Origin of the sequence: Paenibacillus sp. FSL R7-0333, from assembly GCF_038000365.1 — a bacterium.
Classification (GTDB): domain Bacteria; phylum Bacillota; class Bacilli; order Paenibacillales; family Paenibacillaceae; genus Paenibacillus_AQ; species Paenibacillus_AQ silagei.
On record NZ_JBBOBZ010000001.1, the window covers coordinates 954,783 to 973,852 of the forward strand.

General features: G+C 50.7%; 15 protein-coding genes and 1 pseudogene. 8 read left to right on the forward strand and 8 right to left on the reverse strand.

Features of this window, described 5'->3' with window-relative positions; all coding sequences use genetic code 11:
* Positions 1-213: 213 nt before the first annotated feature.
* The gene (locus tag MKY86_RS03900; RefSeq protein ID WP_076086944.1) at positions 214-1,122 is read right to left on the reverse strand and encodes an aldo/keto reductase; all 909 of its coding nucleotides are present in this window, start codon (positions 1,120-1,122) and stop codon (positions 214-216) included.
* A gap of 831 nt (positions 1,123-1,953) precedes the next feature.
* On the opposite strand from MKY86_RS03900, the gene ltrA reads away from it, so the two are divergent.
* Positions 1,954-3,252, forward strand: coding sequence for a group II intron reverse transcriptase/maturase (ltrA, locus tag MKY86_RS03905; RefSeq protein WP_076086932.1), 1,299 nt, complete (start codon positions 1,954-1,956; stop codon positions 3,250-3,252).
* A 698-nt stretch (positions 3,253-3,950) separates the two neighbouring features.
* On the opposite strand, the gene MKY86_RS03910 is transcribed toward ltrA, so the two are convergent.
* The 3 genes from MKY86_RS03910 to MKY86_RS03920 all read right to left on the reverse strand — a co-directional run bounded on the left by MKY86_RS03910 (position 3,951) and on the right by MKY86_RS03920 (position 6,355).
* The gene (locus MKY86_RS03910) at positions 3,951-4,940 is read right to left on the reverse strand and encodes an aldo/keto reductase (protein ID WP_076079481.1); all 990 of its coding nucleotides are present in this window, start codon (positions 4,938-4,940) and stop codon (positions 3,951-3,953) included.
* A 95-nt stretch (positions 4,941-5,035) separates the two neighbouring features.
* The gene (locus tag MKY86_RS03915) at positions 5,036-5,878 is read right to left on the reverse strand and encodes an AraC family transcriptional regulator (RefSeq protein ID WP_036723222.1); all 843 of its coding nucleotides are present in this window, start codon (positions 5,876-5,878) and stop codon (positions 5,036-5,038) included.
* Positions 5,879-6,043: 165 nt separating this feature from the next.
* A complete protein-coding gene (locus MKY86_RS03920) occupies positions 6,044-6,355 on the reverse strand; it encodes a (2Fe-2S) ferredoxin domain-containing protein (RefSeq protein ID WP_076079482.1) in 312 nt (103 codons plus the stop codon).
* 341 nt (positions 6,356-6,696) lie between these two features.
* Here MKY86_RS03920 and MKY86_RS03925 point away from each other — a divergent pair.
* The 5 genes and pseudogenes from MKY86_RS03925 to MKY86_RS03945 form a co-directional block, all read left to right on the forward strand.
* Positions 6,697-7,191: pseudogene (locus MKY86_RS03925) on the forward strand (general stress protein); the annotation flags it as partial.
* A 907-nt stretch (positions 7,192-8,098) separates the two neighbouring features.
* On the forward strand, positions 8,099-8,473 hold the full coding sequence (locus MKY86_RS03930; RefSeq protein WP_076079484.1) for a lactococcin 972 family bacteriocin: 375 nt from the start codon (positions 8,099-8,101) through the stop codon (positions 8,471-8,473).
* 82 nt (positions 8,474-8,555) lie between these two features.
* Complete coding sequence (locus MKY86_RS03935; protein ID WP_076079485.1) at positions 8,556-10,778, forward strand: DUF1430 domain-containing protein; 2,223 nt, start codon at positions 8,556-8,558, stop codon at positions 10,776-10,778.
* Between the two features lie 4 nt (positions 10,779-10,782).
* Positions 10,783-11,424 carry an ABC transporter ATP-binding protein gene (locus tag MKY86_RS03940; protein ID WP_076079490.1) on the forward strand — a complete coding sequence of 214 codons (642 nt, stop codon included), beginning with the start codon at positions 10,783-10,785 and terminating at the stop codon, positions 11,422-11,424.
* Between the two features lie 58 nt (positions 11,425-11,482).
* Positions 11,483-12,082 (forward strand): hypothetical protein, encoded by a 600-nt coding sequence (locus MKY86_RS03945; RefSeq protein ID WP_143803728.1) that lies wholly within the window; start codon positions 11,483-11,485, stop codon positions 12,080-12,082.
* 96 nt (positions 12,083-12,178) lie between these two features.
* Here MKY86_RS03945 and MKY86_RS03950 read toward each other — a convergent pair whose 3' ends face one another.
* The gene (locus MKY86_RS03950) at positions 12,179-13,129 is read right to left on the reverse strand and encodes a DMT family transporter (RefSeq protein WP_076079494.1); all 951 of its coding nucleotides are present in this window, start codon (positions 13,127-13,129) and stop codon (positions 12,179-12,181) included.
* A gap of 261 nt (positions 13,130-13,390) precedes the next feature.
* On the opposite strand from MKY86_RS03950, the gene MKY86_RS03955 reads away from it, so the two are divergent.
* Together MKY86_RS03955 and MKY86_RS03960 are read left to right on the forward strand one after the other, a co-directional pair.
* Entirely contained in the window at positions 13,391-14,815 is a 1,425-nt protein-coding gene (locus tag MKY86_RS03955) for an aminotransferase-like domain-containing protein (RefSeq protein WP_076079496.1), read from the forward strand.
* A 159-nt stretch (positions 14,816-14,974) separates the two neighbouring features.
* Positions 14,975-15,667 carry a hypothetical protein gene (locus tag MKY86_RS03960; protein WP_143803729.1) on the forward strand — a complete coding sequence of 231 codons (693 nt, stop codon included), beginning with the start codon at positions 14,975-14,977 and terminating at the stop codon, positions 15,665-15,667.
* A 615-nt stretch (positions 15,668-16,282) separates the two neighbouring features.
* Here MKY86_RS03960 and cysC read toward each other — a convergent pair.
* Genes cysC through MKY86_RS03975 form a run of 3 tightly spaced genes read right to left on the reverse strand, consistent with a single transcriptional unit; the run spans position 16,283 to position 19,067 of the window.
* Positions 16,283-16,843, reverse strand: coding sequence for an adenylyl-sulfate kinase (gene cysC, locus MKY86_RS03965; RefSeq protein WP_076079502.1), 561 nt, complete (start codon positions 16,841-16,843; stop codon positions 16,283-16,285).
* Positions 16,843-17,712, reverse strand: coding sequence for an STM4011 family radical SAM protein (locus MKY86_RS03970; protein ID WP_076079504.1), 870 nt, complete (start codon positions 17,710-17,712; stop codon positions 16,843-16,845). The genes cysC and MKY86_RS03970 overlap by 1 nt, the downstream gene beginning before the upstream one ends.
* Positions 17,709-19,067 (reverse strand): STM4012 family radical SAM protein, encoded by a 1,359-nt coding sequence (locus MKY86_RS03975; RefSeq protein WP_076079506.1) that lies wholly within the window; start codon positions 19,065-19,067, stop codon positions 17,709-17,711. The genes MKY86_RS03970 and MKY86_RS03975 overlap by 4 nt, the downstream gene beginning before the upstream one ends.
* Positions 19,068-19,070 lie beyond the last annotated feature (3 nt).

Here is a 19,070-nt window from a genome sequence, read left to right on the forward strand (position 1 = left end):
TCAACCTCCTGTGGTAGGGTAGGTAAGATTGAAGCTCTTTGTCAGGTGCTTCTTTCTTCGATAGTCGCTGGGGATTTTCCTTTTCTACGAGGATTATATATTACGCCAGAATTTATATATTTTACGCTATAAATTATCCTTCTATTTCTCGCTGAAACGGTACCGTCCTTTAAAAGGACGGCGAAGCCGTTTCCACTTGGCCGTAAGCACGCTCTATACGTGCAGGGTATACCGTCCTGCCTTGCTGGAATCCCTTACAGCTTCAAGCTCCAGTGTAGAGAGCGGCTGCGAGCGGGCAGCCGCCATATTCTGCCGCAGCTGCTCCAGGCTGCTGGCTCCCGGGATCACGGCGGCTACCGCCGGATCGGCCAGCGGATATTGCAGCGCGGTCTGCGTCAGCGTCCGGGTAAGGGTAGTCTGGCTCATCAGTTGATCATGCAGCTCCGTAAGCTCTGCCTCCGTATAGTCGAGATACGCCCGCTGTGCCTTGCTGCGGCCATGATCGGTCAGAATGCCGCTCGCCAGCGGCCCCCGCGCAATCAGGCTGATTTCCGCGCGGCCCAGCAGCGGAAGAATGCTCTCCTCCGGGCGTCTGTCGAGAATGCTATACTGGCTCATCACGCTGACGATGCCGGAGCGCTGCACATATTCACGGATCACATTCGGCCGGATGGAGGAGATGCCGTAATGCCGGATAACCCCTTCCCGCTTCAGCTCCTCGAAGGCTTCAATCGTCTCATCGATATCATCCTCCAGCGTTCCTCCGTGCAGCTGATACAGGTCAATATAATCGGTCTGCAGCCTGCGCAGGCTCTCCTTCACAGCTGAGCGGATATAGCCCTTGGAGGCATCCCAGCTCCAGCCTTCCTTGCCGGGAATTCTGCGGTTGCCCACTTTGGTCGCCAGGATCACATCGGCGCGGCGGTGCCGGATGGCCTGACCGACAATCTCCTCATTGCGGCCCTCATCGTAGAGGTCGGCGGTATCCAGAAAGTTAATTCCGCGTTCGAGCGCTTCGTGGATAATGGCGGTGGCCTGCGCTTCCTCTGTCCCCAGCGACATGCAGCCAAGTCCCATGGCACTTACATGTAAATCGGATTGCCCCAATCGGTTAGTCTTCATCGGATGTCCTTTCGTTACGCAGTGATAGTTATTGATGGTTATGAATGAGTTCATTATAGCATTCAGGTACACCGTAAGCACTCGGGCAGGACTGCTTCAAGATTCAACGGGTACAGCATCAGGTTTAAATTAGTGAAAACCGTTTGTTGCAGCGCCCCGAGTACCATACCCACTCATAGGCGATAGGCTTAATTGTATTTTGTACAACTAAAACGCCTGGTTTGCTCCCCAGTATACGTTTAGCTGTATTTCGTACACTTAAAATCCCCGCTTTCCCGAGTTTCCACCCGTTGGGGCAGATTTAGTTGTACAGATTAGAGCGACCGAGCCTAGGTTGAGTAACTTAGCAGGTGGAATCCCTGCTTGGAAAGGCGAAAGCCACGCCACCAATAGCGAGTCTTGGAGCGGCAGGGGTAACCCTACCGTTTAAGCGTAGACAGTTAGGATGCAGGCCTGAAAGTGATTGAGCCTCGAAACGCAATAAACGGGAAGGTCGACGGGCTTATTCTCCCGGAAGACAACATGATTCCAGCCGAAAGGGCGAGGATGGAGGAGCTTCCCCGGGGTCGAAGAGCCAGGCATGTATACCCATTGGTTACTCAGCAACTCGGGAGACCCTGGCGCTCTTCTGCGAGAGAAGTACTCTTTAGGAACCTTTACAGGAGTATGGCAAACAAGCCGTAACACGTAAGAATGCCAAACGGCGTCCAGGGAGTCGGATTGCCGCATAAGACCTGTGAAACCCCTGTAATGGGGGCGGAGGAAAGGCAGGCGACACCCTATCAATCTTGGTAAGGACACATTGGCCACACGCAGAGGTGGGAAAAAAAAATGGAAACGAAATTAGCAAGAATAGCAGAAATGGCCAAAGAAGATCCGAAGTTACGGTTCACCTCCATCGGACATCTTATTGACGTAGAAGCATTAACGGAAAGTCACAAAGAGATGAAACCGGGAAAAGCAACGGGAGTCGACGGATCGACCAAAGAGACGTACGAAACCAACGTGGAAGCGAATGTAGCACATCTAGTGGACCGGCTAAAGCGAAAAAGCTACAGACCTCAGCCGGCGAGAAGAGTCTACATCCCAAAGGACGAGAAAAGCATGCGGCCCCTAGGCATTCCTGCGTATGAGGACAAACTGGTGCAACATGCGCTGAAAAGAGTGCTCGAAGCCATTTATGAACAAGACTTCCTGGATTTCTCGTATGGATTTCGCCCGAACCGAAGCATGCACAGTGCGCTGAAACATCTAAACCGGGTCATTGAACATGGGAAAACCAGCTATGTCGTCGATGCGGACATCTCGGGTTTCTTCAACCACGTGGATCACGAATGGCTGATGAAGTTCCTCGAACTACGAATCGGAGATCCAAACATCCACCGGCTGGTGAGACGGATGCTGAAAGCGGGCATACAGGAGGAGGGACACGTTGAACCGACGGAGGAAGGAACTCCCCAAGGTTCGGTGGTGTCGCCCCTGCTAGCCAACGTCTACCTGCACTATGTCCTTGACCTATGGTTCACCGTGACGGTGAAGAAGCAGTGCGCGGGGCAAGCCGAAATGGTGCGCTTTGCCGATGATTTTGTGTGCTGCTTCCAGTACAAAGAAGACGCAGAACGTTTCTATACCGCGCTTGTGCTCCGGCTGGAGAAATTCGGGCTAAGCATTGCGGAAGAGAAGACAAAAATCATCGCGTTCGGTCGCTTTGCGGAAGCAGAGTCACGGAGGAAGGGCGAAGGGAAACCGAAAACATTCGATTTCCTAGGGTTCACACACTACTGCGCCAAGAGCCGAAGAGGAACCTTCCGGGTGAAGCGTAAAACGAGTGGGAAGAAGTTCAGACAGAAGGTCAAAGCCATGAAGAACTGGGTCAGGTGGAATCGGCATATGAAGCAGGAGGAGTTTCTAGGCGTCATCCGGGCCAAATTGTCGGGTCACTACCGATACTACGGAATCACGGATAACGCGCAGAAAATGAAATCCTACTACCTGCAAACGCTGGACTTGATTTACAAATGGCTAAACCGCAGAAGTCAGCGCAGGAGCTTCACCCGGGAGAGATTCTACGAAGTGCTTAAAGAATTCAAGCTACCGAAGCCGCGGATCTACGTCAATATCTACGACTAAGGCCAACTGTGAACGATGGGGTGAAGAGCCGTATGCGTAAATTGCGCACGTACGGATCTGTGAGGGGTAGGGGCACAATCCACGATGGAGAGGCCCCGCCTACTCGACCAGCTATAAGGGGCAAGCCTTCTTTTACGCTGTTTTTAAGTGTACATTCTGCAACTATCCCTGAATGTCTACTTGGAACTACACGCCATAAAGCACTGATTAGTTGAAGCTCTCCCGCCAACCCAATGCTCTATTGCACCAAATAACCAACTGATTGTATTTCCTGCAATGGAAACCTTATATTTTGCTGTGAAATGGGATTCTACTGTATTTCGTACAGCAGAAAGTTGCATTTCAGGTGAAAAATAGCCATTGCTCTAGATTCAACTGTACAGAATACAATTGAGCCTAGGTAATAGCCGTTTTTACAGCATTCTATGGTAAAAAACGCAATTGCTATTGTTCTAGCTAGTACAGCATCAGATGTTTAGCTACAGGAATGAAGCATTCGCGTGATAAGGTCTGATCATTGTCATATTCACAAGATTAGCTCTGATGATGTACTAGTTAGGGAGATCTGTACAAAAAAAGAACCCTGCACCACCGCGAGCGGTGGGCAGGGTTGCCGTCATATCTGTGATCTAGGATCTGTAATCTGTGATCTGGTATCTGTGATCTGTAGGTTCGGCAGGTGCAGTATCCGCCCCGGCTTATCCGCGCAGAATCGTCTCAATCTGCTCCAGCTCTTCCGCGCTTAGCTCAGGCGCATTCAGTGAAGCTACGGCATCCTCGATCTGGCTGATCTTGCTCGCCCCGATCAGTGCAGAGGTCACCTTGCCGCCGCGCAGTACCCACGATAAGGCGAGCTGGGACATCTTCTGTCCGCGTGCAGCCGCAATCTCGTTCAGCTTGCCAACCTTGGCAAGCACCTCAGGCGTGAGCTCCTTCTCCGAGAGGAAGACACTCGGTCCGGCTGCGCGGGAATCGGCTGCGATGCCGTTCAGGTAGCGGTCGGTCAGAATCCCCTTTTGCAGCGGGGAGAAGGCGATGGTGCCGATGCCCTCTTCCTCCAGCACATCCTGCAGGCCGTCCTCGATCCAGCGCGACATCATCGAATAGTTCGGCTGATGGATCAGGCAAGGCGTGCCCAGGCGGCGGAGAATCTGCGCGGCTTCACGCGCTTCCTCCGGTTTATAGTTCGAGAGGCCCACATACAGCGCCTTGCCCTGGCGTACCAGCAGGTCGAGGGCGGACATGGTTTCTTCCAGCGGCGTATTCGGGTCTGGACGGTGGTGGTAGTAGATGTCTACATAATCCAGCCCCATCCGCTTCAGGCTCTGATCCAGACTGGAGACGAGATACTTCTTGGAGCCCCATTCACCGTAAGGGCCGGGCCACATATAGTATCCTGCTTTGCTGGAGATGATCAGCTCATCGCGGTAAGGGGCAAGATCCTTCTTCAGCATCTGCCCGAAGCTCTCTTCGGCAGAGCCGGCGGGCGGACCGTAGTTATTAGCGAGGTCGAAGTGGGTGATTCCTAAGTCAAACGCCCGGCGGACCATAGCGCGGCCGTTCTCGAAGACATCATTGCCCCCGAAATTATGCCACAGCCCGAGGGAGATGGCCGGCAGCAGCAGGCCGCTGCGTCCGGTGCGGTTATATTTCATCGTGTCATAGCGTTCAGGATTGGCGATATACATATTGGATTCCTCCTAAATTTAAGTTGTACGGGACTTCATACCTCCCTAATTGTAGCGGATAAACGCTTTCAATCGTATGTCAGCAAGGATGATTTTTATAGCACAATGTCCGTATCTGCATGGCGGAGCCGGTATTCTTTGGGCGAGCAGCCCTTCACCTTCTTGAACATCCGGGAAAAGAGCAAAGCATCCTGATACCCCACGGATTGCGAGATCTCCCCGATGGTGCAGCCTGTCTCTGTCAGCAGCTCGCAGGCTTTGGACATACGGAATTGGAGCAGATATTGCTGCGGCGGCAAGCCCACCGTCCGCTTGAACAGCGCCGACATATATTTGCGGTCCAGCTTCAGGGAAGCGGACAGACTCTCCATCGTCACATTCTCGGCGTAGTGGGCTTGAAGGTAATGGAGGCACTGCTCCACATAGACACTTCTGCTGCGAGGAGCCGGGCTGTCGGCAGCCGGGACCGTGCGCAGCAGCAGGGCGAAGAACTCATAGAGCATCACCTTCAGCGGCAGGTCCAGCAGCTCCCCGCTGCTTCCCGTCTCCGATAACCTGGCAGACAGCGAGGGCATCAGCACCTGATCCATCGGGAACACCGGTTGCTCCGGGGTAAGCGAAGTCCGTCCCAGCAGATAACTTGCCTCCTCCCCGGTAAAAGCAATCCAGGAATACAGCCAAGGATCATCCTGATCTGCGGCATAATGCGTGACCACATGCGGATAAGTGAGGAAGGCCTGCCCTGCGTTCAATGTATGGGTGGCTTCACCGACGGTTACCTTGCCGGTTCCGGCGTGAATGAAGTGGACTTTGTACAGGTTGCGTACTCCGGGTCCGAATGAATGACCGGGTGCGCACTGCTCCTGGCCCCAGTAATGCAGATATAAGTCAGGATTGGCCCGGTGAGGGCGATGGGCGTTATATTTGAATACAGTCATGCTTGCAGCCTCATTTCCTAAAAGGATGATGGCACTCCTAATGAACATATACCTCTAGTATACCTCAGAAGGAGGAGGACCGGACAACCGCAAATAGTCCCAGCCCGGAAAGGGGAGGGACTGGGAGTATGAGGCTGAAGGCAGGCTGGCTGGGGCTGCTGGGAATCAGGCTTCCATTTTGAGCATAACCAGCTCTTCTACCGGCTGTCCGTTCACCAGATGCTCCTCCACGATACGGGCCACATCCTCCGTCGTTACATTGTAATACCAGACCCCGTCCGGATACACGATGACAAAAGGGCCGTTGCCGCATAGGCCGAGACAGCTGGTTTTGTTGATTTTGACCGTCTTGTTGATCGCCTGCTCCACCAGCTGCTCCTTGAATTCCTGCATGACATCCTCTACATCCTGGTTATTGCAGTGCTCACTGCAGCAGAAGAGCAGATGCTTCTTAAGCACCTTTAGACGCATATTCATCGCGGTTTCCCCCTGAATTCTATAAGAGTAGCTTACTTGTTATACGAGGAGTATAGTCTCTTTTGGAGGCGCTGTAAGGAGATTAGAGCATTGTTCCCAAAGGCTTAATAACTGCCATGAACCGGAGAATTCAGTGTAATCTAAGCTGACCTCAAACCACTGAATTTGTGGAAAATGTGTCCGGCGGGCAAATTCCTGTTTCATAAATTTTTTTGCGGAACCCGGCTCAAGATCGAAAGTTACCAGTTTCGCGGAGAAGGGTTTGGTTAAGTAAGGGATGTGAAAGTAAAGCGAGAGTTAAACCATCAACTACCTAAATCAGCTACCAGGAGGGAATCGTTATGAATAAGAAAATTGTAGGTGTGTTCCATACAGAGCATGAAGCTTCACGGGCTATTGAAGACTTGAAGGCGCACGGCTTTCTGACAGAGGATATCTCAGTGATAGCAAGAAATAAACGCGATGTGGAAGCGATCAATGATGAGACGGGGACCAAAGTGCCGGAGGGCTTGGCTACCGGCGCAGCAACAGGCGGTCTGCTCGGCGGTGTGACCGGACTGCTGGCAGGCATCGGCGCTCTGGCGATTCCGGGAATCGGGCCGATTATCGCAGCGGGGCCGATTGCAGCCACCTTAACAGGCGTTGCGGTAGGGGCCGGAACGGGTGGTCTGGTCGGCGGGCTGATCGGATTAGGCATTCCGGAGGATGAAGCTGCGAGCTATGACAACTATGTGGACGAAGGCCGCATTTTGGTCATGGTGGATGCAGATATCTCCCGCGAAAAGGACGTATACACTGTATTCCGCAACCATAATTCGGCGAATGCTGACCGCTATATGAGGGATGCGGGGACTGCCGGAACAGCTGCAGAAATGAATGCTCCTCGGGACTCCGTAACAGATGCGGTGGATGCAGCGTTCAATGGCTCAGGTCTGGAAGGCCGGCATGATAGGGGGCTGGATACGATGAATTCGGCTACGGAGCATGACCTCCCGGAGCGAAGCGCAGTGGAGGATATGAAGCGGCCGGGAATGACAGGAGATCTGTATTCAGGCACGCGTAACGGCATCGACAAGATGCCGGATCATACCGCGGAACGCAGGCTCCAGGATGAGGAGGATCGGCTGGCTCAGGAAGCCGCAAGACAGGAAGGCGACCGGCCTGGCAGCCTTGTTGATGAGAAGGCGAAGGATAACAGCGAGCTGCTCAGAAACCACGGGCGCACCCGTTAAGCGGCGAATGAGCAGCGGGTGACGCATGGGAATAGAATGATGAATGGCGCATAACATGATCACAGACAAGGGTTTCCCGAAGTCCTGCCGGACTTTAGGGAGGCCCTTGTTTTGTGATGTGAATCGTAACTGAACCGGGGAATTCGCTATTGTCTGATATAACATGAAATGATGTTTTTGCCCATAATTAGACACCAAAGTATTGAATAACAATATCTGGTATGTTAAGCTTTTGTTAGGGAATATATGGAATGATAGAACATATCGTTAATATATTTCCTTTTATTTCATAAATTTGTATTTGATATTTATTGATTAATATTAAAGAAAGGAGGTGAGAAGAATTATGTCAAATATTAGGCCGCCGAATATGGAAAAAAGGCTCCTATATACCTCCATATCTTGACCCTGAGAAAGTTTTTGATTGGGTGGGTATCTAAGAACCTATGTAGCATTTTACATTTTAACTTTATCTGTGTAAACTCAAAAATTTATAAGGAGAGGTTCATAAATGTTCAAAAAACATACATTAAGTTCAATAGTAATAGCAGGAGTACTTACCTTATCATCACTAACACCAGCCATGGCTGCCAGTGCAAATGGAGCAACAAGCGGTTCTGTAAAATTAACCAATGCAATGATTACTCCGTTCGCAAGTACAAGTGTGGGTGGCGGAACCTGGAACTACGGAACTGAAAAAGTTGGAAATCAAAAGCATGTATGGTCACAATATGACCATTCTGAGTTGTCGCATAAAGCTTCGACCAAATTAGGAAGTGAATCTCATACAAGTGGTTGGAAATATGCAAAAACCACAGCTAAATCCGAGATCTATGGTAACAAAAGCAGCACAGGATATGCATACTGGGATGTCTATAAAAAATAATAAAAGTCATCATTAAAATGATGTGATATTCCACTTTTGAAGTGGAGTATCACACCTTTTTCTTATAAGGAGATTGTTGAACTTGAAAAAAATATCCTTACTATTTCTAGTAGCAGCTTTTTTGTTTTCTTATTATACTGCATATCTTCAAACGGATTATGAAGAATTTGAGAAGGTTAAAAATATAGAACAAACCGTGGGCAAAGAATTTGTAATTCCGAATTTACCCGGATTTGCAAGTCCTGAAGAGGTTTACCCGATATTAGCTTCAGCAGCAGAAGCTTCCAAAGTGAATATTTTACGGGCCGGTATTAATTATAAAGAGAACGATGAAGTAGAGATTTTTAAATATATATTGCTGACAGCCAGCACAGATCTTTTTAATCATTTTAAGCTTACCCAGGGAAGATATCTAACACAAGCAGACACCAAACAAACTAATTTCTATTTATCCACAGTTCATTTAGAAGGTAGTCATCAGATTGGTGAAATTAGAGATTTCGGAGATAACAACAGAATCAGCATAAAGCCGCTACAATCATCTTATGAGATTTTTCCTGTTCAAGGAACATACTATGCAGAAGCAGCTGACGACAAAGCTTTTAATGATTTTATAAACCTATTTGTGGATAAGGCGAATAAGTATTATAACAAAAATGATAGTATTTTTACTGCTGAGGATTTTGTAAAAGATTCAAATGGTGATGAAATACGCATTGTTACCTTTCCCTGGATTACAATTTTAACCTATTTAAGCTATGCAATTTATGGATTTGCAGTGGTTTTACTTATCTACTACTTGTTCAATGAGTCCAGAAGAATAGGAATACTGAAAATGCATGGCGTCTCAAATGTTCGTTTATGGTATATTTTGGTAGGTGGACTTATAACATTTGTGTTTATATTTTCTGCTGCAATTTCGCTACTTCTAGCCCTACTAGTAAAAAATACTACTTACATATTTATATACACAGTACTTTTTAACCAGTTTAAAGTTTTTGTTCTACTGATAATCCTTTCACTAATTTCCTATTTGTATATTATGAGAATTAAGATAATTAGTATTATTAAACATTACAAATACACGAATCATATATTTGTGTTGAATATGCTTATTAAGGTTGGTTGCTCCATCCTTTTGGTCTTGATAGGACTTTCAACATGGGCGGAATATACATCTATTAATGATAAGCAGCACGAATTAAAGAATTGGGAGCATAGTAAGGACTACGGTGTACTTTATCCTGTAAACAATGGCTATGACGGAGATAGAATATTTGGAAGTGATTCCTTATTTGAATTAACTTCGCATGATGAGCTTTATTTTATGTTGAATAAGATGGGGGCAATATTAATAGAAACACAAAGTTATGAGGAAGATCAACTTCTTTTAGACCGGAATTGGAAAGGAATACGCTCTATAAAGACAAACAATAACTACCTGCAAGAGTTTCCAGTCTTTGATATCGATCATAAGGCTGTACAAATCTCTGAGGATACAAGCGATTGGATATTGCTGGTGCCTGAAAAATATCGGGACAAGGAAAAAGAGATATTAAGTTTCTTTCTAAATATGAGAAAAAACAATATGGAAAATGATCAGGGGTTTTATAAAAAAGTGATTCCTGATCGTATAAAAAATCAAAAAATTGACATCAAGTGGATTAATAATAATCAAAAGATATTTAGTTTTAATCCGAAAGTATTTCCTTCTGAGCATAATGTTATAGTTGATCCAATTATTGAGGTTGTAACAGAGTACAATAGTGTGCTCACAGACAGAGATACCATATTAGGCCGGGGGCCGGGAGATCCCTTGAAAATAAAACTGATGAATAGAGATCCGCTGTTAACGTATAAAATGCTGGAGCCTAAGTTTAAAGAATTGAAAGTGGACGATAATTTAAAACACTTGGTTACGATTGATCAATATATTTTGGAGGAAATTTACCAAAAGCAAAATGCGATGAAGGAAAGCCTTCTTACTATGTTGGGACTAGCGTCAGGCTTCATATTGCTTACAACTCAGAATATTATCATTTATTTTAACAAAAACCAACATAAGCTTATCGTCCGAAGATTATTTGGTACAGGTTTTTTCAGAACTTATAAGGAATACGCCATTTTATTTTCACTCGTATGGTTAGTTCAAATAGTGATCTGTGGTGTTATGAATAGAGGAATTGAGCCTAGAATGCTAATAGTAGCAGCTATTTTGCTATTGTTCGATTTTATAGCTTCTTCCGTAGCGATTTTACTCATAGAAAAGAAAAACAAAGTGAAAGTTTTAAAGGGGGGGAATTAAAGATATGAATACTATATGTGAACTTGTTAATATATGTAAAAATTATAATAATCATAAAGTCATAGATAATATCAATATGACCGTCTCAAAAGGGGAGATGGTAGCTATTACGGGGAAAAGCGGTTCGGGGAAGACGACCCTATTGAATATCCTTGGGTTACTTGAAAAACCTGATAGCGGCAGGATCAAATTGTTTGACGAGAAAGATCAGAGAATTGGTCCCCTCCGTAGAAACAGGCTTCTCCGGACAAAGATCTCGTATCTGTTTCAAAATTATGCATTAATTGATAATGAAACCGTTGAGTATAATTTGGAAATACCACTTATGTATTCTAATGTAGGAAAGAAAGAAAAGCGAAAAATGAAAATGGCTGTCCTTAAGCGGATGGGTCTAGAGATTTCACTTAAACAAAAGATACATGAACTTTCGGGTGGAGAACAGCAAAGGGTTGCTATCGCAAGAATTCTATTAAAACCTTCTGAAATGATATTAGCTGATGAACCTACAGGCTCGTTGGATGCGGAGAATAGGAATGAGATCATGAGGATTCTAAAAGAGCTTAATGACGAAGGAAAAACGATTATAATCGTTACCCATGATCAATATGTTACTGAAATATGCAGTAGAATCATAAAGCTGGGATGAACATGGTATGGCATCCGGGGCGGCGACCGGCGGTATCCTTGGAAGGAGGTAGGTTCATTTGAGACGATCATACTTTTTGCTCATCTGTGGAATAGTGGTTCTTTCCTTATTAACAGCGGGCTGCAGCAAGGATACACCCCAATATAACGAGCTGTTCGCACAGGTAGAGAAGCACCGGGCCGTATTCAAGCAACCGCTTGAAGAAGGGCTTACTACTTTGGGAATGAAGGATGCTGCTCAAGCGTACGATACAACCTTGGGTACACTGATGCTGGACGAAAAACTGACCGTCAATCAAAAAGAATTCATCCAGCAGATGACAGCAGATGTCACAAACGGTAAGATTACCGGTTACCGGATCGGGACGGTTTTTCCCAGATCGGACAGCGGGTATGAGGATGCGAGAGAACTAGTACGTGATTTCCTGAGCCAATACAAACCAGGGGATGAGGCAGAGGCTGACAAAGTAGAGGAATCACTCCAGTCGATTGACGGGATGACCTTCCCGTTGAAGCCGCTGACAGGGGCAGCAGAAGAGTACTGGACGCACGGCGAGGGTGAGAATAAGCTATTCATCACCTACAGAATGGTCAATAGCTCCGAGAGCGATAAGGAATTGCCGCTGAATTTGTATTTCAGTTCAGAAGAGCAGCCGTAGACGCCCATTGGCGTGAAGCCCGTGAAGATAACAGAACAGCCTGTATCCCTTTAAGTCGGGGTGCAGGCTGTTTGTGTTTGGGGAGAAGCGCAGCAGTTACTCCTGAAGCAGGGGTTCAACGCTTGCTTTTGGCAGAACGGGTATTACCGGTTTAGGCTTGAAGAACAGCTGCTTCAGTGCGCCGGCATTCACAAGGATGGTTCCGAATATAATCGTGAACACGCCAAGCAGCGTTACCCAGGTGACCGCTTCGTTATAGAACAGGAAGCCTACCCCAACGGCAATCGGCGGCGAGATGTACAGCCAGGTGGACGGAAAAACCGGATTCGTCTTGGAGACGAGCCAATAGAACAGCGTATGTCCGACCATGGAGCCGACAACGGTCAGGTAGAGCAGGGAACCTGCGGTTTTAAATGACAACAGGAAGGACGGGTGCAGCGGCTCAGTGAACAGGGAGATGATGAACAGCAGCGCTCCGCCGTACATCATCTGGGCAGCGTTCAGAGCCACGGGGGACTCCCCGGAGAAGGTTGTGGTTACTTTTTTGGAATAGATTGCCCCCGCCGCGTAGCAGAGTTCCCCAATCAGCACCACCACACAGCCGATCAGCCAGAGCGGGGTAACGTCAGCCGCCAGGCTGGGCAGCACCAGCAGCAGGACTCCGGTGAACCCGATGATACAGCCGAGCAGGGAGTAGGCGGGAGCTTTTTGGCGCAGGAAAACCGTCTGCATCAGCAGAATCATCATCGGTCCGGTGGCTGACAATACGGCAGCAAGCCCGGAGGATACATATTGTTCCGCCCAGTAGAGCGCGGCGAAGGTGCCGAAGGTCAGGGCTGCTCCTGTGAGCAGCATTTCCTTGCGCAGCAGCAGGGAGAAGCGGGCTTTGCCTCTAAGAACCATGAACAGGAACAGCACCGCACCCGCCACGAAAAAACGCAGACCCGCAGAGAAGAAGGGCGGCGCTCCGGCGTCTACGCCGATTTTGATGGCCAGGAAGGTAGTGCCGAAGATCAGACAGACAAGTGAATAAGCTAACAGAATCATGGTTCAGTTCCCCTTTGCGGTGGTAATGTGCCACCCTCGTACAAGATTTCAGTTAATCATAGCCTCATAGGCACAGAACAGATTGGAGATAGTAGAACAGTTGCGGGAGGGAATGCTGTACAATAGGGCAAAGAGAAGTTAGCCGCTGGACGTGCGCGGATATGTAGAAGTCAGCAAGCGTCAGAGGGAGCTGTGTCGAGTGAAGATTGAGCGATGGAGCGGGGGCGACCCCGGTATATGTTGCAGAAAGGCGGCAGGTTGATGAAAAAAATAGCGGGTGCCGGGCAGAATAATCCCTTATTCCGCCAAGTCTATGAGTTCATGCTGAACCGGATGGAGCGCGGGGAGTGGAAGGCCGGTGATAAGCTGCCGTCGATCCGGCTGCTGGCGGAGGAGCTGGGGGTTCACCGGCTGACAGTGTTCAAGGCCTACCGTGCGCTGACCGAGAGCGGCAAGCTGTATGTCAAAGACAAATCCGGTTATTATGTGGCCCTGGGCAGCAGGTTGGACCCTACGGTGGACGAAGGGGCGGCAGTACCGGGGTATATGGTCAGGAGCCCGATGTCGGATATTCAGCGGATGCCGGTCACGTACCAGTTCTCTCAGGCCTTGATTGATCCGGGGCTGCTGCCGAACCTGTTCCTGTCCGATTATGTCAAAAAAGTATTCGATCTCTACCCGAAGGTCATGGGCACCTACTCCTCCGTGGAAGGGGATGAAGAGCTGCGTGTTACGCTGAGCAGCCATTTCGAGGAGCGGTATAAGCTCCAGTTGTCGGCCCGTGAGCTGCTGATTACTTCAGGCGCACAACAGGCCATCAATCTGATTGCCGGAATCATGCTTGGCCCGATGGATGCTGTGCTGGTGGAGCGGCCTACGTATAGTGTGGCGCTGGATATTTTTCGGCGGGCAGGAGCGCGGCTGGTAGCTGTGGATATCTCGCCGCAGGGCTATGATCTGGCGGCGGTGGAGGAAGTAATGCGCAGGTATAAGCCGCGGATGTTCTACATCAACCCGACCCATCATAACCCGACGGGGTATACGATTCCGGCGAAGCAGCGCAAGCTGCTGGTGGAGCTTGCAGAGCGCTACCGTTGCCTGATCGTGGAGGATGATCCGTTCCGTGACATGTACTTCGGGGAAGAGCCGCCCCCGCCGTTCTTCGCCTATGATACGGAGGGCTGGGTCATTTATATCAGCAGCTTCAGCAAATACGTGGCTCCCGGCCTGCGGATCTGCGCAGTGGCCTGCCGTTACCCGTTCATGGAACGGCTAATCGCCGCTAAGTCCTTGGCGGACAACGGGACTCCGCTGCTGAATCAGAAGATTTTTCTGCATTATTACACCTCACCGCGCCTGCAGCAGCATCTCGGCAAGCTGCGGATTGCTCTGCAGGTGCACAAGGAGATTATGGAGGAGGAGCTCGCGGCCACCGGCTGGGAATGGATCACCCCGCAGGGCGGACTTAATCTGTGGGTCAAGCTGCCGGACCGTATTCCGGTCACTAAGCTGCTGGCCCGTTGCCTGGAGCAATCCATCTCCTTCGTTCCCGGTGAGCTCTGCGATCCTCTGGGGGAGATGAAGCCCTGGCTGCGCCTGAGTTACTCATTTGCCAGTGAAGCCTTGCTGCGCGAGGGAATGCAGCGGCTCACTGCCATTGCGCGGGAGCTTGAAGCGGGGGAGTAGATGATGGAGTGAAGATACAGGTTACAGCCGCAGCATAGTGCCTGGTGGTCTTGCCGGGGATTAGCTGCGGCTGTTTTGCCGGACGGGACTTTTTGGTCCGTAGAGTAACCTTTCTCTGGAAGCTTCCGTCTGAGGGTTATGAGGAGCGTGATGATGGTAATGAAAAGGAAAATGTGGAGCGCCTGGTTAATGGTTCTCTGTGCGCTGATTGTCTTCATGACACTGCTGACTGTACGCCCGCAGGTGACCTATGCCTGTTCTTGCGCAGTGCCTGCTTCACCGCTGGAAGCAATGGAGCAGAGTGCAGCTGTTTTTGAGGGAACAGTAGTTTCGATTAAAGAGAAATTTAAAATTATGCAGTCCAGCGCTGATCCGGTGCAGGCAACCTTTCAAGTGGGAGCGCGGTGGAAGGGCGAAGTGGGGGAGAAGGTGACTGTAACTACTGCATTGTCGGGGGCAAGCTGCGGCTTCGAGTTCACTAAGGGTGAACGCTACATCGTATATGCAGGCGGAGAGGAAGCAGCGGGTGAGGGAGGAACTGCTAAGCTTACAGTCAGCTTGTGCAGCCGGACCGCATTGTTCTCTGGTGCCGAGGAAGACCTGAATGAGCTAGGCGCTGGAATGTCAGGGGGCTCGCCCACGGAGCCGCCCGGGATCGCTGATGATCCAGGGGCGGTCTCTGGTAACAACCCAACCTCAGCAAACCCTCCAGTTTCTGAAAATAACTCAACATCCGAGCCTAAAACCACATCTGCACCTTGGCTGCCATACGCCGGAGCAGGAGCCGGAATCGTAGTCCTGGGAGCCGCCGCAGTGATTCTCCTGCGCCGCCAATCTAACTCGCGCAAATAATCCGGAGTGGATTAATAAGACGAAACTACCTACACTATTGTATTCGGTTTTTCACATACATTGGGCCCGCATACCCGCGCATCAGCAATTGTGTTCGGTTTTTCGCATACAATCTGTCCCAATGTGCCTCTGAATGCAGCGGATGCGCGCGAAACGAGCGAATGAGGAGCATTAGTGCACCTGAATGCAGCGGATGCGCGTTAAACGAGCGAATGAGGAGCATTAGTGCACCTGAATGCAGCGGATGCGCGCGAAACGAGCGAATGAGGAGCATTAGTGCACCTGAATGCAGCGGATGCGCGCTAAACGAGTGAATGAGGTGCACTAGTGCCCCTGAATTCACCAGATGCGCGTTAAACGAGCGAATGGGGTGCATTAGTGCACCTGAATTCAGCATACGCGCGCGAAAGGAGCGAATGAGGAGCACTAGTGCCCCTGAATGCAGCGGATGCTGGCTAAACGAGCGAATGAGGAGCATTAGTGCACCTGAATTCCCCAGATGCGCACTAAACGAGCAAATGAGGTGCACTAGTGCGCTTGAATTTCCCGGATACACGCTAAATAAACAAAGGAGGGGCATTAACGCCCCTCCTTATTCTGTATTCTCCTATTCCATCACAGCCGATAAAGCCGATGCTCTGTGAGCCAGCTGATCAGCTCTTCCATGCATTGCTCCGGTGTGTGCTCAGCTGTGTGCAGCGTAAGCTCCGGGTCAGCTGGAGCTTCATAAGGATCGGAGATCCCGGTGAAGGCCGGAAGCTCACCGGAGCGGGCCTTGGCGTACAGCCCTTTCACATCCCTTGCTTCACAGACGGGAAGCGGGCAGTCCACATAGACCTCGACGAAGCCCGGCAATTCCTGCCGGGCATAGCTGCGCATCTCAGCATAAGGGCTGATCACCGAGACCACGGTAATCACGCCATGCCGGTTCAGCATCCCGGCGAGGTAGACCGCTCTGCGGATGTTCTCGAACCGGTCCTCGCGGCTGAAGCCGAGTCCACGGCCCAAGCTGCGCCGCAGTTCATCGCCGTCCAGCCATTCCACCGCCTGCCCCTGCTCCCGGAGCCGGTCTGTCAGCAGCGCGGCAAGCGTAGACTTGCCCGCTCCCGACAGACCGGTAAGCCAAATCGTTAACCCGGCAGAGGTCTTGTGTGCCTGTAGCTTAGCAGTAGTCATTACTCTGTCCTCCCTGCGCCGTAAGGAATCCGCTCCAGCAGGCCGGAGCCGTAGATCTGCTCCAGGCCAAGCTCCGGCATATGAATATAGCCGATATAGCAGTCACAGACCTTCATGCGGCAGCTACGCTGGGCCGCCAGCCCTTCCAGTCCGTCACGATAGAGGTTGCCGATGACCGCGCGGTCCTTGTAGCAGCGCTTCACCAGGCCGGGGCCTTGCACGTAGAATACGCTGCTGCCGGCATTACATCTGGCGCCCAGGCTTTCGTAGTCCATGGCATTAATCTGGAAATGCGGGTCTATCCCGCTCAGGAAGCTTATATCCTCCGCCGTATAATAATCCCGCTTGTCCTTGTAGGCGTTAACCCACAGATACACGTCCTCCGGCAAGGCCGCACGCAGCGAGGCGATAGCCGGGAAGGCACTATGCACCCCCACACTGCCTACGCTAAAAGGAATCCCCCGGCGGTATACGCTCATACACTGCGCCAGGAACCGCTCCTCACTGACCTGACCCGGATGATAGGTTGCCCAGAAGGCTGCCTTGGCCGGGTTCAGTTCAGCGGTGAAATCAAGCCGGGCAGACAGATTGGTCTGGATGGCGACCTTGTTCACATGCTCCATATGGGACAGCGTGATCAGCGCATCCCGGTACCAGCGGTGCGTCAAGCCCTCGCCATACGGATTGAAAAAAATAGACAGGCGGTGGCCTGCAGCCCCCTGCTCCGCCACCCAGCGGACGAAGGTCTCAAGACCTGCGCGGTCTTTGGCGAGGGTGGAGGCGCTGTCTTTGGTTTTGCCGAAGGGGCAGTATGGGCAGTCATAATTACAGGAGGAGAGGGAACCCCGGTAGTAGAGGACTGCCTTCATGGCAGGATGAACTCCTTCATCTGCTCGCGGATTGCGCCGGAGATGAACCAGTCACCGATGGAATCGGAGTAGCCCAGCCCATCAGGAGTCAGCCGCAGAATGCCCTCATCATCCGTGGCGAACCCGCTCTGTACCAAGAGGCCAAGCTCGGGGTGATCCTCCCATAGGGTAGTCCCGAACCGCTGGTTATAGTCCGCAATTGTCAGTCCTTCGCTGTGCAGGATTGCTTTTAGAATGAACCGCCGTTTCTGCTCGTCCAGGCTCAGCACGATGCCATAATCGGCCGTATCATAACGCTCGGCTGCAACATAATCCGCGATAATGCTCTCCGTGGCCTTGCGGCTGACGCCGTAGCGGGAGGCATAATGAACATTCCGGGTATAGGAACGCGCGCCGCAGCCGAGGCCGACCATCCCTTCCTCCTGGCAGCTGTAGTCGAGAATATTCTTGCCTGTCCCGGCATCCTCCTTGGCGAATCTGCGCATCGAGTATTGGCGGTAGCCACGCTCTGCCAGCACTGCACGTGCCGCTTCATAGCATTCGTGACGGATATCCAGCTGGTTCACCAGGTCGCCCGGCTTCACAATCGTATGCTCACGGGTGTAGAGCGGATAGAGGAAGATTTCCTCCGGTTCATGCAGCAGCGCCTGGTTCAGCGAATAGAGCCACGAGTCCACCGTCTGCCCCGGGAGTCCGTAGATCAGATCCAGATTGAGAATGGGAAAATCAAACTGCCCCAGCAGCTCCAGCGCACGGTAGACCACCTCGGGGTCCTGCGGGCGGTAGATCGCAGCCGACTCGGCGGCCACGAAGCTCTGGATGCCCATACTGACGCGGTCCACGGTATGCTCCTTCAGAATCGTCAGCTTCTCCTCCGTCAGCGTTTCGGGTGAGGTCTCCACGGAGATAGAGGTGGTTCTAAGATCAACCCCCATGATATCCGTTGCAATCCTGAACAGCCGGTTCAGCTGTGCGGGAGCCAGAAGGCTGGGCGTTCCGCCGCCGATGGCGAAGCGCGCGTAAGGCTTGTGCTTTGTGAAGACCGCCCACTCCCTCGCCTGCCGCTCCAGTGCGTCAACGTATTCGGCGTGCACATTCGCTCTTTTATCAGGCAGCGTGAACAGATTGCAGAAGCCGCAGCGCGCGCCGCAGAACGGAATATGCATATATAAGAACAAACTCTCCGCAGGCTCATCCCGCCACAGCTCCTCTAATGAGACGGGCGGATCAAGCTCACGGTAAGCGGTTTTGTGCGGATAGGAATAGAGATAATTACGGTAAGGATGGGCCGTGATCTGCTCCGTCCATTGCTGAAGCTCCCCAGCGGAGAAGGGAGGGTGTCCGTCTTGGTTCATGTG

Excerpts from the sequence above, each read along its gene's own strand:
- MKY86_RS03900 (WP_076086944.1), bottom strand. The coding sequence starts at position 1,122 with ATGAAGACTAACCGATTGGGGCAATCCGATTTACATGTAAGTGCCATG.
- ltrA (WP_076086932.1), top strand. The coding sequence starts at position 1,954 with ATGGAAACGAAATTAGCAAGAATAGCAGAAATGGCCAAAGAAGATCCG.
- MKY86_RS03910 (WP_076079481.1), bottom strand. The coding sequence starts at position 4,940 with ATGTATATCGCCAATCCTGAACGCTATGACACGATGAAATATAACCGC.
- MKY86_RS03915 (WP_036723222.1), bottom strand. The coding sequence starts at position 5,878 with ATGACTGTATTCAAATATAACGCCCATCGCCCTCACCGGGCCAATCCT.
- MKY86_RS03920 (WP_076079482.1), bottom strand. The coding sequence starts at position 6,355 with ATGAATATGCGTCTAAAGGTGCTTAAGAAGCATCTGCTCTTCTGCTGC.
- MKY86_RS03930 (WP_076079484.1), top strand. The coding sequence starts at position 8,099 with ATGTTCAAAAAACATACATTAAGTTCAATAGTAATAGCAGGAGTACTT.
- MKY86_RS03940 (WP_076079490.1), top strand. The coding sequence starts at position 10,783 with ATGAATACTATATGTGAACTTGTTAATATATGTAAAAATTATAATAAT.
- MKY86_RS03950 (WP_076079494.1), bottom strand. The coding sequence starts at position 13,129 with ATGATTCTGTTAGCTTATTCACTTGTCTGTCTGATCTTCGGCACTACC.
- MKY86_RS03955 (WP_076079496.1), top strand. The coding sequence starts at position 13,391 with ATGAAAAAAATAGCGGGTGCCGGGCAGAATAATCCCTTATTCCGCCAA.
- MKY86_RS03960 (WP_143803729.1), top strand. The coding sequence starts at position 14,975 with ATGAAAAGGAAAATGTGGAGCGCCTGGTTAATGGTTCTCTGTGCGCTG.
- cysC (WP_076079502.1), bottom strand. The coding sequence starts at position 16,843 with ATGACTACTGCTAAGCTACAGGCACACAAGACCTCTGCCGGGTTAACG.
- MKY86_RS03970 (WP_076079504.1), bottom strand. The coding sequence starts at position 17,712 with ATGAAGGCAGTCCTCTACTACCGGGGTTCCCTCTCCTCCTGTAATTAT.
- MKY86_RS03975 (WP_076079506.1), bottom strand. The coding sequence starts at position 19,067 with ATGAACCAAGACGGACACCCTCCCTTCTCCGCTGGGGAGCTTCAGCAA.